This window comes from Acinetobacter tibetensis (assembly GCF_023824315.1).
Taxonomy (GTDB): domain Bacteria; phylum Pseudomonadota; class Gammaproteobacteria; order Pseudomonadales; family Moraxellaceae; genus Acinetobacter; species Acinetobacter tibetensis.
Genome location: NZ_CP098732.1, coordinates 1,142,580 through 1,158,062, shown reverse-complemented (window position 1 = coordinate 1,158,062; position 15,483 = coordinate 1,142,580). Strand labels below are relative to the sequence as shown.

The 15,483-nt window shown below is 41.1% G+C and carries 18 protein-coding genes; 6 read left to right on the top strand and 12 right to left on the bottom strand.

Annotated elements, in window-relative coordinates; genetic code table 11:
• Position 1 precedes the first annotated feature (1 nt).
• The 8 genes from M5E07_RS05610 to M5E07_RS05575 all read right to left on the bottom strand — a co-directional run bounded on the left by M5E07_RS05610 (position 2) and on the right by M5E07_RS05575 (position 5,901).
• Positions 2-916 carry a lysophospholipid acyltransferase family protein gene (locus M5E07_RS05610; RefSeq protein WP_252222780.1) on the bottom strand — a complete coding sequence of 305 codons (915 nt, stop codon included), beginning with the start codon at positions 914-916 and terminating at the stop codon, positions 2-4.
• Positions 917-933: 17 nt separating this feature from the next.
• Complete coding sequence (locus M5E07_RS05605) at positions 934-1,668, bottom strand: glycosyltransferase family 2 protein (protein ID WP_252222777.1); 735 nt, start codon at positions 1,666-1,668, stop codon at positions 934-936.
• A 13-nt stretch (positions 1,669-1,681) separates the two neighbouring features.
• The gene (locus M5E07_RS05600; RefSeq protein WP_252222774.1) at positions 1,682-3,343 is read right to left on the bottom strand and encodes an ApeI family dehydratase; all 1,662 of its coding nucleotides are present in this window, start codon (positions 3,341-3,343) and stop codon (positions 1,682-1,684) included.
• 78 nt (positions 3,344-3,421) lie between these two features.
• Complete coding sequence (locus tag M5E07_RS05595; RefSeq protein WP_252222771.1) at positions 3,422-3,976, bottom strand: COG4648 family protein; 555 nt, start codon at positions 3,974-3,976, stop codon at positions 3,422-3,424.
• On the bottom strand, positions 3,973-4,221 hold the full coding sequence (locus M5E07_RS05590) for an acyl carrier protein (RefSeq protein ID WP_116759247.1): 249 nt from the start codon (positions 4,219-4,221) through the stop codon (positions 3,973-3,975). Before M5E07_RS05590 ends, M5E07_RS05595 begins: the two co-directional genes overlap by 4 nt.
• A 9-nt stretch (positions 4,222-4,230) precedes the next feature.
• Entirely contained in the window at positions 4,231-4,491 is a 261-nt protein-coding gene (locus M5E07_RS05585) for a phosphopantetheine-binding protein (RefSeq protein WP_004684308.1), read from the bottom strand.
• The gene (locus M5E07_RS05580; protein ID WP_252222767.1) at positions 4,475-5,287 is read right to left on the bottom strand and encodes a lysophospholipid acyltransferase family protein; all 813 of its coding nucleotides are present in this window, start codon (positions 5,285-5,287) and stop codon (positions 4,475-4,477) included. The genes M5E07_RS05585 and M5E07_RS05580 overlap by 17 nt, the downstream gene beginning before the upstream one ends.
• Positions 5,281-5,901: a beta-ketoacyl synthase chain length factor gene (locus M5E07_RS05575; protein WP_116759245.1), complete on the bottom strand. Its 621-nt coding sequence runs from the start codon at positions 5,899-5,901 to the stop codon at positions 5,281-5,283. Before M5E07_RS05575 ends, M5E07_RS05580 begins: the two co-directional genes overlap by 7 nt.
• A 767-nt stretch (positions 5,902-6,668) precedes the next feature.
• Here M5E07_RS05575 and M5E07_RS05570 point away from each other — a divergent pair.
• Both M5E07_RS05570 and M5E07_RS05565 read left to right on the top strand, forming a co-directional pair.
• Positions 6,669-7,883, top strand: coding sequence for a DUF1615 family protein (locus M5E07_RS05570; RefSeq protein WP_252222764.1), 1,215 nt, complete (start codon positions 6,669-6,671; stop codon positions 7,881-7,883).
• Positions 7,850-8,497, top strand: a complete 648-nt coding sequence (locus M5E07_RS05565) for an HAD family hydrolase (RefSeq protein WP_252222761.1) — start codon at positions 7,850-7,852, stop codon at positions 8,495-8,497. Before M5E07_RS05570 ends, M5E07_RS05565 begins: the two co-directional genes overlap by 34 nt.
• A 74-nt stretch (positions 8,498-8,571) precedes the next feature.
• Here M5E07_RS05565 and grxD read toward each other — a convergent pair whose 3' ends face one another.
• Positions 8,572-8,913, bottom strand: coding sequence for a Grx4 family monothiol glutaredoxin (gene grxD / locus M5E07_RS05560; protein WP_016166729.1), 342 nt, complete (start codon positions 8,911-8,913; stop codon positions 8,572-8,574).
• A gap of 238 nt (positions 8,914-9,151) precedes the next feature.
• Here grxD and M5E07_RS05555 point away from each other — a divergent pair, with 238 nt between their 5' ends.
• Positions 9,152-10,363 carry an aspartate aminotransferase family protein gene (locus M5E07_RS05555; RefSeq protein ID WP_252222757.1) on the top strand — a complete coding sequence of 404 codons (1,212 nt, stop codon included), beginning with the start codon at positions 9,152-9,154 and terminating at the stop codon, positions 10,361-10,363.
• A 75-nt stretch (positions 10,364-10,438) separates the two neighbouring features.
• Here M5E07_RS05555 and M5E07_RS05550 read toward each other — a convergent pair whose 3' ends face one another.
• From M5E07_RS05550 to surE, 3 genes are all read right to left on the bottom strand, one after another.
• Positions 10,439-11,368 (bottom strand): LysR family transcriptional regulator, encoded by a 930-nt coding sequence (locus tag M5E07_RS05550; protein WP_116759241.1) that lies wholly within the window; start codon positions 11,366-11,368, stop codon positions 10,439-10,441.
• A 95-nt stretch (positions 11,369-11,463) separates the two neighbouring features.
• Positions 11,464-12,276, bottom strand: a complete 813-nt coding sequence (locus M5E07_RS05545) for a peptidoglycan DD-metalloendopeptidase family protein (protein WP_252222754.1) — start codon at positions 12,274-12,276, stop codon at positions 11,464-11,466.
• Between the two features lie 124 nt (positions 12,277-12,400).
• The gene (gene surE / locus M5E07_RS05540; RefSeq protein WP_252222751.1) at positions 12,401-13,168 is read right to left on the bottom strand and encodes a 5'/3'-nucleotidase SurE; all 768 of its coding nucleotides are present in this window, start codon (positions 13,166-13,168) and stop codon (positions 12,401-12,403) included.
• Between the two features lie 104 nt (positions 13,169-13,272).
• On the opposite strand from surE, the gene M5E07_RS05535 reads away from it, so the two are divergent.
• The 3 genes from M5E07_RS05535 to dacC all read left to right on the top strand — a co-directional run bounded on the left by M5E07_RS05535 (position 13,273) and on the right by dacC (position 15,473).
• A complete protein-coding gene (locus M5E07_RS05535) occupies positions 13,273-13,644 on the top strand; it encodes an MCR_0457 family protein (protein ID WP_252222749.1) in 372 nt (123 codons plus the stop codon).
• Positions 13,645-13,822: 178 nt separating this feature from the next.
• Complete coding sequence (locus tag M5E07_RS05530) at positions 13,823-14,206, top strand: MCR_0457 family protein (protein ID WP_252222746.1); 384 nt, start codon at positions 13,823-13,825, stop codon at positions 14,204-14,206.
• Positions 14,207-14,324: 118 nt separating this feature from the next.
• Positions 14,325-15,473, top strand: a complete 1,149-nt coding sequence (gene dacC, locus M5E07_RS05525) for a D-alanyl-D-alanine carboxypeptidase PBP5/6 (protein WP_252222743.1) — start codon at positions 14,325-14,327, stop codon at positions 15,471-15,473.
• The last annotated feature ends 10 nt before the right edge of the window (positions 15,474-15,483 follow it).

Here is a 15,483-nt window from a genome sequence, read left to right as displayed (position 1 = left end):
CTTATCCTTTATTCCAAAAATTATAAAAATTAAACCATTGATAGGGCGCGCGTATGCAATGTTGTTCCAACAAGGCTACATACTGTCGTGTGGTCTGTTGCATAGCGTGTAAACGCTCTTTACGCGGCCAGTTCAACTGCTCCGCCACTTTATGAATATGCACTTCAAAATGCGTATTGACCCGATAGCAAAACACCGCCAACACTGGAGCTTTCAACAAACTGGCCAAAATCCATGCGCCCTGCGGCCATAGTGCCTGCTCGCCTAAAAAAGCAACCGATTGTACCCGATCCGACTGCACGGGTACGCGGTCTGCCGCCACAATCACCCATTCACCCTGATCCAATTTATCCTGCAAAATCAGTGCTGTTTCTATTCCCAACTCATCCACCGAAACCAAATTGACATCGGCATGTTCATTTAGTTTTTTTAAAAACTCATTGAACTTGGTGGCATGTTTTTGATACACCAACACATTAATTTTCTGCGAATGCTCTGCTTTGATTGCGCGCAGTAATTCAATATTGCCAAAGTGTGACACCACAATGACCGCACCTTTTTGATAGTGCGAACGAAAGTGCGCATGACCATGTAGCTTTAAGTTCTGCTCAGGAATATGTCCAAGCCAACCTTCAATTTTATCTAAAATACATTCGCCAAATTGCATCAAATGCGTATAACTGTGCCAAAGCTGCGGCTCAGCCTGAAACGGCGACTGTGCACCTGCAAAATGATGCAGTTTTTTTAAGTACAATAGGGAAGCCTGACGCGCGCTATTGGAAAAGAGCCAGTACCATAAAATCACAAAGTACAATACGGCTCGGCACAGCCAGCGCCCACCTAAACGGTAGAAACCCAGCATCAGCATCAGCGGTAACATCCCGCCGCGCTCTTTTACGGTGCTCCATTTCTGCATATGCTTCTCTGACCGCCTTAGCTTTTGACTTTCTGATAAATCAGTTTGGGGAACCGCAGCAGCATGCCACCCAATAAGCGGCTATGCGCGCGCGCCATGCCCAGATTGTCACGCCAAACATCGAAATGTGAAATGCCACCTTCAGGGTAAATCACATGTGTGGGCAGATTGATAAACGGCACATTGTCCCATTTCAACCGCACCAAAATTTCCGAGTCAAAGCCCATTCGCGGTTCAAACTTGGCTGTGTTTAGAATGTTCACTGTCTGCGCCAAAGGATAAACGCGGAAGCCACACATGCTGTCTTTAATCTCAAAAGACAGACTGTTAATCCACACCCAAATGTGCGTTGCATAACGACCATAGAGACGTTTTTTCGGAACAGTCGCATCAAAGATCGGCTGACCAATAATCATGGCTTTGGGGTGCTGGATAGATGTGTCTAAAAAGCGTTGTACATCTTGCCAGTCATGTTGCCCATCGGCATCCAGTTGCAAGGCATGGCTATAGCCGCATTGAAAGGCATGCTTGAGCCCCGTGATCACCGCCTGCCCTTTACCTTGATTGTGGGTATGTTCAACCAAATCGACCCTTGGGTAGTCGTGCGCGAGCTGATGTAAAACTGCCGTACAATCGATATCACTGCCATCATTCACCATAATGATAGGCAACTCAAAAGAGCTTAAATGTGACAATAACGCGGCCAAATAATGCGGATGGTTATACACAGGAATCACAAAGCAGTGTTTCATTTTGTCTCTCGGCTTAAACGTCTGAAGGAACAGCAAACAGCAAACGTCCAGATGCCAATATTTTGTCATGATTTTTCAGCTCAAAACTGACCTTATGCGCTTTACGGCTGAGCACCAGTTCCACCGTTTGATAGGGCTGGATCAGTCCCTGAAATTTTAACTGCTCAAAACCATTACACCACAGTAAATCCGCCCAGTTTTTTTTGGCAAAATGCTGAATAAAACCAATTTGCCCCACGCCTGGATAAATCGGGAAGTTCGGGAAATGGCCTTTAAAACACTCTAACTCAGGCATAAATTCTAAAGCATAACTGATCTGCGTATCCTGAGATTGCTGCATCAACACCACAGGCAAGATCATCGGTTGAAAGAGTGATTTTAAATACTGTTTATTCAGCTTCGATTGTGCATTTTGTGGCATTTGCGTTAAGAACCGCCACTGCCGCGGAATCGCAATGCTTTCCAGTTTTTGTTGTAATTGTTTTTTCAACTGTACGGTAAAGGCAGCTTTACCCTTTTCGGTGAGCAGCGCCCGAGCATCTTCGGTCAGCACAGCCACCACCGCCAAAATCTGACGCTGTTCTTTTTCATGAATTAGGACATGACATTGTTGTATTTCGGCCAGTTCAGCGAGTTTCGCTTCTATTGCATCGAGACTTAAACGCTTTTCTTCGAGTTTGACAATCCGATCCAAACGCCCCAATAACTGAAACGAACTTTTAGGATTCTTTGCATCCACGAGCTGCACTTTATCCCCGGTCAAAATCCAATCCGCGCTAAAGGCATGGTTGGTTTTAACGGCTAACTCTTGCTGCTCGGCGCAGTTAATTTCGACATTGGCGAAGGGTGTCCATAGCGCATCATCTGCCTGACGGTGAGCGATCCCGCCTGTTTCAGAGCTGCCAAACACTTCAGTAATCGGACGGTTCAGCAAAGGACGCACGCCTGCATCCAACTTTCCACCAGAGGAATAGACCCTATGACAGTCTTGCAATACCACATCTGTAGTCCAGCGCTTCAACAAAGCAGGACTAGAAATTACATAATTGGGCAGTTGCACATGGGCAATTTTCTTTTGAACATCAACCACATCTTCAGGGAAAGCCAGTTGTTTTTGGTAAAAACTGCGTCCACTGGCTAAGGGCCACAACAACTTAAACAACAACCCATAAATATGTTGATGGCTCACCGTGGCAATCCCAACCGCCTGCTCAGGCAAATCAAAACTGGCTTCTAAACCACAGACTTCATTGAACAGTTGTTGCAAAGTGCGCGGAATCTTTTTAGGCTGCCCAGTTGAGCCCGAAGTATAAAAACACAACTGGGCTTGATTGAAAAAGGCAGCATCAAATTGAAGCTCGAATGTCGACGGCGCTGTCGGCGATAACCGTTTTAAAAAATAAATCTGCTGCTCAGCCAGTTCTTTTTCTAAGTCGCTGACCCGATGCGGCGGCAATAGCACTTGCTTGCCTGCTTGCAATGCCGCAAACAACAATACTAAAAACTCATAACTGTCTTGTTCCCAAAGCGCCCATACAGGCTGTTCCAACTGTTGAATTTGCGCAGCTTGCTCAGCCACATCTACCCAAAAATTTTGAAATGAAATGAGACCTGAGTCCGCCTGAATACACAAGGGACGCGATGAATGCAGATGATGCTGAAAATGACAAGACATAAAATTTGTTTTTAAAAACCGTATTTCTAATCGCTATAGTTCGAGGCCACCGTTTAAGTTGCCCTAACGGAAATGCTGTTATTTCTGTGCCTGATGCAGTCGCTGTTGACGCTTACGCAAGATAAACTCACCTAGTAACAGTCCACCCATCAAGACATAAGAGATCAAGCCGTTATACAGCACCCAAATCTTCATTGGTGCGAAAAAAACGGTGATCAAGGCAATGACCGCATTGATGCAGAAAAATCCACACCAAACTTTGGTCACTTGACGGGTCCATTCTACCCCTTCTTCGGGCAAATTAGGCTCTGCCAAACGTGCAAAACGTTCAATCATTGAAGGCGGTCGAATCAAGGTACTGGCAAAAATAAACAGCGCTCCGAGACTCATAAAGACTGGATAAAGCTTAAGCCACGCATGATCTTTTAAAATCAAACTCAGTCCACCACATAAAATGGCAAAACCCGTTAATGGCCACAGCAAGGCATTACCCTTACTCAATAAGCGCAGGACGCCTAGTGCAATCAATACCGCACTGACCCAGACATACTGTCCATGCGCTAAAGCATAAGCCACAAAAAAAGGATAGAGAATCAATCCGACCCCTGCTATCCCTTTTAAAATATTGTTCATGCAGCAGACATATTCTGAATCACGACCACTACATCTTGCACGGTACGCACATTCTTAAAGTCTTCAGGATTGACTTGTTTACCTGTTAGTTCTTTAATTTTCACAACTAAATCAATGGCATCAATACTGTCGACATCAAGGTCTGAAGCCAAGTTTGATTCTAACTGCACCTCTTCAGGCGCAATTTCAAACAAATCTTCCATCCATTCACGTAATTTTTCTAACACGGTTTCTTGAGCAAGCATAGCAACCTCTTATGCTGTTTTCTGTGCTTCAACCAAAGCCACTAAACTTTGAATTGATTTAAAATGTTCTTTGGTATCTGCTGACTCTGCATTCAGATGAATGCCATAACGCTTTTTCAATGCCAAACCCAGTTCTAAAGCATCAATCGAGTCCAAACCCAGACCATCACCAAACAAAGGCGCATCTGTATCAATGTCTTCAATACGGATGTCTTCAAGGGCGAGGACATCAATAATCATTTGCTTTAATTCGTCAGCAAGATTGCTCATTTACGGATAACTCTTGGTTAAAAAACCACTGTAATTGTTGATTTAATTGACGCACATTTTTGGGATTGACCGTTACATCATCCAATACGTCTTCCACTCGGATCGCATCCAACACTTTCACATGGATATGAAAAGGCTGTTCTGGAATGTGATACCATTTTTCATTTTTGGTCAGGGTCGATGGCGTGCAGGTAATCAGCACAGGGCGAATCGGCACACCTGCACGCAGAGCAATATTGGCCGCACCACGCTGAAAGTCATTTAGATGCTCACCTTTTGCCGTCCGCGTCCCTTCAGGGAAGATCAACAAGGACGCCGCATGATCCTGCTGTAATTTGTGTACACAGTCCTGAATAAATTGTTCAGAACCTGCATTTAAAATATAGCCTGCGCTTTGTACAGGGCCTTTGGTAAATGGATTTGACCACAGCGCCTGCTTGACCACACAGTTTGCTTGTTCCATTAAACCAATTAAAACCACCACGTCAATCAGTGTCGGATGATTAGCAATGACCAACTCCTGCTGGCTGTGCTGTAGTTTATCTAAGCCTTCAACCGTATAGGTCATAATGCCCAGTTTCACCATCATTTCGGTGAAACCTTTAAAACTGTGCTTAATCACTTTTTGAGTACGCTGCTTTCGAAGCTCAAGGTCTGCTGAACTCAGCTTGACCAGGGGTGCAATCAAACCACCAATCGCCACGCCACCTAAGCCAAAGCTGGCAAAACTAAACCCTGTCGCCCCAACCCGCCATGCATAGTTGGCTTTTTGCTTGATTCGATTTAATTTCAGCATTTTGTCCACGCTTCAGATTCAGTTTGCTCAGGATTAGCCCAAAACGCATTAAATGCTAAAGCCTGCTGATACGCTGGCGTTGAATCCGTATGCTTTGGCGTCAACATCAAATTGGCAGGCGCTAATGAAATCATCGCTGCCATCGCAAAAGCAGCAAATGGCTGATGCTCGATATACATTTCTGGCAAGGCTTCATCATAATACACCAGTAAAACTTGACGGGCTTCGGGCATTGTTTTTAACCACGCATAGGCTTCAATCAGCCCATCATTCCACGAACCCGCTAAACTGGTCGCAGGTGTCGTATCCTGACATAAAATAGAATAGAGGCCTGAAATTGCATTATGTACCGACGTTGAAAATTGAGTCGGTGAAGGGGTTTGCTCGCTTAACACATCTTCTAAAATATTTAGTGTTTTTGCTTCATCGCCATATTGCGACACCCAAACAATATAATCGACATTGCAGGTGTCTAAAGTCTGCATTGCACTGTTCAACGCCAGTTTTGCGAGATGTGATAAGCGTCGACGTTGCATCGCAGGAATTTTTTCTATAGCTGGTAATTCTTGATCAACCGAACTCATATTCAAGCGGGATATGTGGAGTTGCATCATAATTAGCAGTATTAAGAAAGAAATATTATCAATGCCAAATTATAGCATTTACAAAAAAATAACACAAAACAACAACTTTAAGCGTTAACTTAAATAATTGAAGCAAGTTAAAGCAACAGAGTTTTAAAATAAATCGACTAACAAAAACCAGCCGGCATTATTCTATCAAATAGTCTTTTCAAATTGAATAGTTTTCCATAGCTGCGTATTAGTTAAATTTTATTTATACCTACTAAACTCATATAATCCAAACACTTATTATAAATATAAATGATATCAATCGCAGTAGGTCGCAAGTCTTTTAAATTTCAGTGAAAAACATCAAAAGAATACAAAATCAGTTCATGATAAAATGCTGTTTAAAATTTAATAGCACATATTTTATGTTAATCAAACTCCAGTCATCTTGACTATCTGGCATGATTAATTCTGAACATTAACGTCTTCACACATCATATAATAAATTTTGACCAAGCCTATTCATTCACTGTTTTATTTATATAGCCCAAACAACCCATATCATCAAAGTAATGCGATTAAGCCCTCTTTAGAGAAAATCAATCTACGTCTCCTTCAGCACCTAAACTATAAAAATTTTTAATATATCAACTCTTAAACCGACTTACTCCCCCACTGTCGCAGGAGCAACAATTAAATTATTTGACAGTTGATAGAGACCAATATACATATATTCATAACTTTTAATCAGCAACATAGTATACTGCACCTGCTCTATTTGCTCACCCCTTACCTATTGCCCAGAGACTATGAGAAAAACTGCTTTTTCTGTATCCCTAATTCAATCACTAAAGCCATTAAGTGTATTAGCACTCTCATTTAGTCTTATTGCCTGTGGTGATCACTCATGGTGGAAAGATGACGAGCCTACTTTAAACAGTGATCAAATTAAGCGTCTTATTCCATCACGTACGAATGACCGTAGTTCTTGGGCTAAAGATATTTTCGACATTACCGAACAGTTGGGTATTCCACAAACCAAAGAAAATATTTGCAGCATTGTGGCCGTAGTCGATCAAGAGTCTAACTTTGTTGCCGATCCTAAAGTGCCAGGTTTGGGTGAAAAAGCAGTTAAAGAAGTGCAAGACCGCCTCACTGAAAAATTTACCGATAAATTGGGTGAAAAAATTGGTGGTACCGTTGCTGGTTATTTTGAAGAAGTCTTAAAAACGCAACCAAGCCCTGAAGATAACTATTTAAGTCAAATGCGCCGCGTACAAACCGAGCGCCAATTAGACGAACTTTACCGTGAAATTTTCGACTATATGTCGCAGCATTATCATGTTAGTGCACTTACTGGCGCTGCCAAACTGGTTGGGCAAGATGTCGGTGAAAAAATGAATCCAATTACAACATTGGGTTCTATGCAAGTCCATATTGGATATGCCAAGGCGCATAAGCGTCAAGGTGGTAATATTGCTGAGTTACGTACCGATTTATACAGCCAATACGGCGGATTATATTACGGCATTCACCGTTTAATGATGTATCCAACGGATTATGACAAGGCGATTTACCGTTTCGCTGATTACAACTCAGGGATGTATTCGAGTCGCAATGCCGCTTTCCAAAGCATGTTAAATGACTTGACTGAAGCCGAACTCAGCCTTGACGGCGACCTATTACTCTATAATAAAGATGGTTCTGTACGTTCAGCAAAAAGCGAGTCAGAACGTGAGTTAATCAATGTATTTGCTCAAAATAACGTTTTAGTCACACCACGGCAAATTCGCAGTGATTTGAAAAAAGAAAAAGAGAAAGATTTTGAAGAAACTGCGACCTATCGCGCAGTGACTAAATTATATGAAGAAAAAACAGGTAAAAAGGCATTCTATGCCATGATGCCTCAAGTGGTCATTTCTGGACCCAAATTAAGCCGTGATTATAATACCAACTGGTTTGCCAGCCGTGTGAATGGACGTTATGAAACATGTATGCAACGGGCGAAACGCATAAAAATCTAGCATTATTCGATTTTGATGGCACTTTGTGCAAAAAAGACAGCTTTACTGGCTTTATTTTTTTTGCACTCTCCAAACGACATATTGTTAAACAAGGCTTGAAACTCTTGCCATGGATTCAAGCCTACTATTTAAATGTCTACCCTGCCCACGCCATGCGACCAAAACTGTTCTATGGCATGTTTAAAGACACAGATTATGCTGAAATTCAGCAAATTGCTGAAGAATATGCACATCAACTGATGCACGAATTAGAGCCTAAATTTATTGAGCAATTGCGACAACATCAAGCACTTGAACATGATGTGGTTTTGGTTTCGGCATCAGTCGATTTATATTTGAAACCATTATGCCAATTATTGTCGATTGATCTCATTTGTACTGAAACTGAAATTCGAGATGGTCGACTTACAGGATATTATCAATCTGCCGACTGTAGTCGAATTGAAAAGAAGAACCGTGTTTCTCAGCAATATCCTGTGACTGAATATGCAAGCATTTATGCTTATGGTAATAGTGAAGAAGATTTGGAAATGTTCAGCCTAGCACAATATACCTATATGGTGGGACACGACCAAGACCTCCCCGCATTACGACCACATTTAAAAATGGCGTAACAGCCCTCAACTTCTATATTCCTACGCATAAAAAAGCCAACTAACTGTTGGCTTTTTACTACATCAGCAATTGCTTATGCTTCTGGTGCAGGGCTGTATTGTTCAACTAAAGGCTTCAATTCACCTTTTTGGAACATATCGAGCATGATATCGCTACCACCGATTAACTCACCGTTAATCCACAATTGTGGGAATGTTGGCCAGTTCGCAATACGCGGTAATGTTGCACGAATATCTGGATTTTCTAGAATATTAACGTAAGCAAACGGACGACCAATTTGACTGAGAGCTTCTACCGCACGTGCAGAAAAACCACACTGTGGAAATTGCGGAGTGCCTTTCATGTAAAGAAGAACTGCGTGTTTAGCAATCTGGTCACGAATTAACGCTTCTGTATCGCGTGTTTGTTCAGTCATTGATGAATCCTCAACTAATCTGCCTTGCATTATACCCAAAACACAACAAAACAGTATGCTTAAAGCAATATTTCCAGTTTTATTTGCATTCAGACTTTAATTCTAGATGAGATTTTGCTTATATAGGCATTGTTTTCCAATTCTCATCGAATTGAAAAATCAATCCACTATCATTTTCATACTTTCCATATGCCGATGCTAGTGAAGCTTTTAATTTCTTATCAAATACGAGTTAGTTATGAATACCTTTACTCAAGCCCCTATACAAACTGATCAACCATCTCATTTGATGCCAGTGTTTGGCCGTCAACCGATCAGCTTTGTCCGAGGTCGAGGAACGTATTTATACACCGCAGATGGAACTGAGTATTTAGATGCCTTAACAGGTATTGCAGTTTGTGGTTTAGGACACTCGCATCCCGAAGTGACCCAAGCTATTGCAGAACAAGCAGCTACGCTTATTCATACCAGCAATTTATTTGAAGTCCCTTGGCAAACTGCTGCTGCACAAAAACTTGCACAAGTTGCAGGTATGGAAGAAGTATTCTTCTCGAACAGTGGTGCAGAATCGAACGAAGGTGCAATCAAGATTGCGCGTAAATTCGGACACTTACAAGGGATTGCAACGCCTAAAATTATTGTCGCAGACCATTCATTTCATGGGCGCACCTTAGCGACTTTATCTGCGACAGGAAATAAGAAAGTCCAAGAGGGCTTTGGACCTTTGGTTGAAGGTTTTATTCGCGTACCTTTTGGTGACGTAGAGGCCATTGAAGAAGCTGCAATTCAACACCCTGATATTGTGGCTATTTTGGTTGAACCTATTCAAGGTGAAGGTGGTGTAAATACTGCACCGCAAGGCTTTAGTTATTTAGAAGATATTCGTCGCATCTGTAATCAACACAATTGGTTAATGATGCTTGATGAAGTTCAAACAGGTAATGGTCGTACAGGTAAATATTTTGCTTATCAACACACCAATATTGTGCCAGACGTACTTACTACAGCTAAAGGTTTAGGTAATGGCTTCCCGATTGGTGCTGTGATGACCCAAGGTCGTGGTGTAGGTGTGCTCACTGCTGGAAACCATGGTTCAACGTATAGCGGTACGGCTCTAGGTTCACGTGTGGTTTACACTGTTATCGATGTGATCGAGAAAGAAAACTTACTTGAAAATGCAGCAAATATGGGACGCTATATTGTTCAGCAGTTAGCACAACAGCTTTCTGATCAAAAAGTAGCAGTACGTGGTTTTGGTTTGATGATTGGTATCGAATTACCTAAACCATGTGCAGAATTGGTTCATATTGCGCGTGATCAACATCAACTGATTATTAATGTAACTGCGGGTTCAGTGGTACGTTTATTGCCACCATTAAATATCACGCAAGAACAAGCCGATCAATTGATTCAACGTTTGGTAAATATGATTCGAACTTACCTTGCTTAATCATAAAGCAAGGTAAAATATAAGACATTGCACAACAAAAAAAGCCGCGTTTAGCGGCTTTTTTATTTCAGCTTTTTATGAAGCTTCTTGATAAATTCTGCCACCGGGTAACTGGCTAAAATATTGTTTCAATGCATCTAAACAACGGTGAATTTTCATCGGCTGTTGTTCACGTTTAGATGTAATCGCATATAAGTAAAAATTAGGTAATTTCCACTCTGGTAATACCTCTACCAATGTACCATTGACTAAATCTTTTTGAACATCAAGATATAAAATTCGAGAAATTCCATGTCCTTGCAAACATAAAGACTTGGCAACCAACACATTATTGGTGGTTAAACGCGACTTCATTTCAATACTCGCAGTTTCACCAGAAATACCATGTTGGAATGCAAAACTTTCATAGTTTTTCATTAAGTTAACAGGAATCAAATCATGATTCTTTAAATCTTCTGGCCGCGAAATTGGTGCCGTCTGATTTAAATAACTTGGTGAAGCAACTAACACTTGTTCAACGCGGGCCAGTGGAACCGCATGTAAACTTTGATCTTCAATTTTCGGACTCATGCGTAACGCAATATCAATTCGACCTTCTATCAAATCAATATAATGATTGTCCGCTTCCAAATGAACAGCTAAACCTCGATGGGCCGACATCCAATGTGATAATGCAGGAATAACGTGATTTGCACCTAACTCTGGAGTTGTCGAAATACGCAACTCCCCAACTAGGTCATCGCGTAATTCGTTAATACGAATCTTCCCACGCTCTGCAGCAGCTAGCATCTCTTGGCAGCTATGAAAAAAAGCTTGTCCAGCTTCAGTCAAACTCAATTTCCGTGTCGAACGATGTAGAAGGATCACTTCCATCTCGTGTTCTAAAGAACGAATCTGTTGGCTTACAGCACTTGTAGTAATTCCTAACTCTCGTGCGGCTCCGCTAAACGAACATTTTTCCACAACACAAGCAAACACTCCCATTGCTCGAAGTTGATCTAACATAAATTTCCCTCTAAACTTATGAGATGCTCCTACCTTTCGATAAAAGCAACTCATTGGATTATACGGTGAAATTTAAAAGTTGTAATGATCTTAATTTAATTTATTGGTAAAACATTGGTCGGATTGATTGGTTTACCATTTAAGCGTACTTGAAACTCAAGCATGGTACGGCTTGCACCAGATGAACCCACCTCCGCAATTTTTTGACCAGCCGTTACATTTTCTCCGCTTTTCACAATCATCTTGCTGTTATGTGCATAAGCCGTAATATAGCCATCAATATGCTTAACCAAGATTAAGTTACCATATTCTTTCAGTCCATCAGCAGCATAAACCACTTGACCATTTGCAGCGGCGTACACTGGATCACCTACATTGCCACTATAACGAATACCTTTCACATTATTGGCTAAATTGAAGTTTTCAATTACAGCGCCATTCGATGGTTTAACCCAACGCAAAGAAGTTACTTGTGCTGGAGTAGCAGGTACAGAGCTGGTGGTCGAAGGTGTTGTCGTGGCCGACGGAGTGGTTGGTAATGTGATTGCCTGACGTTGAATCGGAGCAGTTTGAGTGACTGCTTGAGTCGTGGTGGTACGACGATTATTGCCAGAACCTTTCAGCTTGAGCGACTGGCCTACATATATGCGATACGGTGGCGCAACATCATTCATATCGGCAATGCTGACATAACTTAGTCCATAACGTGCCGCAATTCCACTCAAGGTATCGCCAGAGCGCACAGTATAATAGTCTGGAGCCGTTGCGTAACGGGTCGGATTATTAATTTGAGGTTTAGATGCACATCCACTTAAAATAGCAGTGGTCACAATAGCAGTTGAGATTACTAGGGTTTTCAACAATGCTGTTGGCGTAGCAAAGATCCGATTTTGCGACATCGCAGGCATTTATCTTCCTCTCTATATGTCTTTATTGGTTTTCATGCGCGTAAGAGTAGCAAAAATATTTTGAAAAAATCCGCATTCACGGACTTTTTCACAAAGTTACAACATTTACAAGACTTTTGATGTTTTAGCGATACTGTTCATGCAAGTTCTGTAAAATTTCATAATTGGTCGCATCCATTTGAATGGGGGTAATACTGACAAAACCATTAGCAACAGCAAAAAAATCAGACTCAATACCTGCAATCCCCTGTTTTGGTTCAGCCACTGCCTCACCAGACAAACCAATCCAGTACACTTGACGACCACGTGGATCGACATGACTGGTAATCGGTTTAGATTGATAGCGACGACCTTGATAGGTAATTTTCTGACCTTGCAACTCGACGACATCAGGAATATTAATGTTCAAAATATGACGCGGTGGTAATTCTGGTAAACCTGCCTGAATAAAGTCATGCACCCATTGTGCCGCAACTGTGTAATCTTCTGGATGCTCATAACTACGTACATTGCTTCCCGCTAAAGAAACTGCTATTGCAGGTTGTTTCATTAAACGCCCTTCAAATGCTGCACCGACTGTACCTGAATACAGTACATCATCACCAAGATTGGCACCGCTATTAATGCCACTGACCACCAAATCAAACTCAAAATCGAATAATCCGTTCATTGAAAGATACACGCAATCCGCTGGTGTTCCATTCACCGCCCAAACATCTGGTGCAATAGAGATTGGTCGCAGCGGTCGATCTAAAGTTAAAGCACTGGAAAAACCACTTCGTTCACTTTCAGGTGCTACAATCACCACACGACCTAATGGTTTTAGCGCACGTGCTAAAGCTTGTATCCCTGGCGCAAAAACACCATCATCATTGGCTATTAGAATATTCACAAAAAACTCGCCTTAAAAAGTGACTGACTAGAACATTTCATTGAATTATATGTGAAATTATATATATTAGCGCTCAATATCTATCACTAAATGAGTGCCTTACAATGATTAAAACTTTATCATTTCGTAGTGTTTTGGGATTTGGTCTTGCAGTTTTATTTACTCAAGCAGTCAACGCAAATGATGGTTTAAGCCCAGAAGAAGCCAATAGCATTGTAAAAGAAGATATCGCATCTACTCAAATTATGGCTGAAGTCTGCCCTGCGGTTATTGGGAAGAATGCAAAATTAGATGCAAATGTAAAATTACTCACCCAAATGTATTTAAAAGACTACTCTGGTTCAACAACTATAGATCAACTCCAGTCTGACCCAGAATATAAATCTATTTTGCAAGAAACACGTAAAGCTGCTCAAGAAACCAGTCAAGAAGAACAACAAGCTGTATGTATGGATGTTGTTGAATATCAAGCGTAATTGCTGAAATTACTTACGAATGACTTCAAGCCAAGTTGTTCGTAAGCTTTAATTGTGTTTTACCAAGTCCACAACTTCTTCACTATTTCAACCATTTATATACACTTTCCCTCTTCCATTTCTACATAATCTGTTTAACCTTAGCTCACATAGATTGATCTTTTTGAGTTTATTGTTTATGAAATTTACTGCTTTAAAAACAACATCTTTAGCTTTACTCACCGCGTTTACTTTTTCTTTCACTCATGCAGAAGAAAGCAAAGACGAAAATATTGAAGTCACACCAAACCAAACAGTTACTCAACAAGAACTTGCTGCAATTTATGTACTTTCAGAAATTTGCCCTAACCTAGTTGACAATAAAAATGGCTTTGAACAAGGCTATGCCAAACTCGCACATGAACATCTTCCTGAAGAAAAAGATGCTGTTTCTGCATTGGCTGAATTAAGTAAAAACAAAAAATTTAAGCCAATTTTAGCTGAGGCAAAATCTGATGCTAAAACTGCGGGTGATGATAAAAATAAAGAAATCTGTCAAGAATTGACCACCTATAGTAATTGAAACAAATTGGTTACAATACTTTTGAAATAAGCCGATTTCACAGGTAGAAGTCGGCTATGCTTTGTCCTAGAATGCTAAGTTCTTTGTGCTTACATCAAGATATTGGAACCCGCTAGAAATGATCCGTAAAAGCGCCCTTGCTGCAACATTACTATTACCAAGTTTCTCTTTCGCAGCAACTGTCTTATCTACGCCGCCAGAACTCAATAATAAATCTTATGTTTTGATGGACTATGAGACGGGGCAAATCCTCGCAGCGAAAAATGAAAATGAAAAGTTAGCACCTGCTTCAATGACAAAAATGATGACCAGTTACATCATTGAACAAAAACTGTTGAAGGGTGAGCTGACTGAAGATGAAAAAGTTCGTATGAACGAATCTGCATGGTGTCGTGGTAGTAGCACAGAATCATGTATGTATGTACCACTTAATGGTACGGCAACAGCTTTAGAAATGTTGCGTGGTATCATTATCCAATCAGGTAACGACGCGTCTAAAGCAATGGCTGAGCATATTGCTGGAAATGAAGGTACTTTTGCTTACATGATGAATGAAGAAGCAAAACGTATGGGCATGACCAATACTCACTTCATCAACTCAACTGGTATGCCTGCGGATGGTCACTATTCAACTGCAAAAGATATGGCAACGCTTGCACAACATATCATTCATGACAGTTCAAAATACTACCCAATCTATTCTGAAAAAGAATTTGCATTTAATGGTATTAAACAAGGCAACCGTAATGCCCTGCTTTATACTGACCCAAGTGTAGATGGTTTAAAAACAGGTCATACGGAAGAAGCAGGTTATTGCATCACCACTTCATCAAAACGTGGTCCAATGCGTTTGATCTCTGTGGTATTTGGTACTCCAACGGTACAAGAGCGTGCGACACAAACACGTAGCTTATTGGCTTGGGGCTTTGCAAACTTTGAAACTGTTAAAGTTCAACCTGCAAACCAAGTTTTGGCTAAAGCAAAAGTTTACTTTGGTAAAGAAAATGAAGTTCAAATTGGCTTAGCCGAAAACTTCAATGTGACTATGCCTAAAGGCAAAGCAGATGCGATTAAAACGCAACTTGTGGTTCAACCTAAACTCACTGCTCCTTTACAAAAAGGTCAAGTGGTTGGTAAGTACGTTGCAAGCTTAGATGGCAAAGTGATTTCAGAGAAACCTTTGATTGCATTACAAGCGGTTGAAGAAGCTGGATTCTTTGCACGTTTAATCGACCATATTAAACAATTCTTTGCAAACTTATTTTAAGATTTAACGA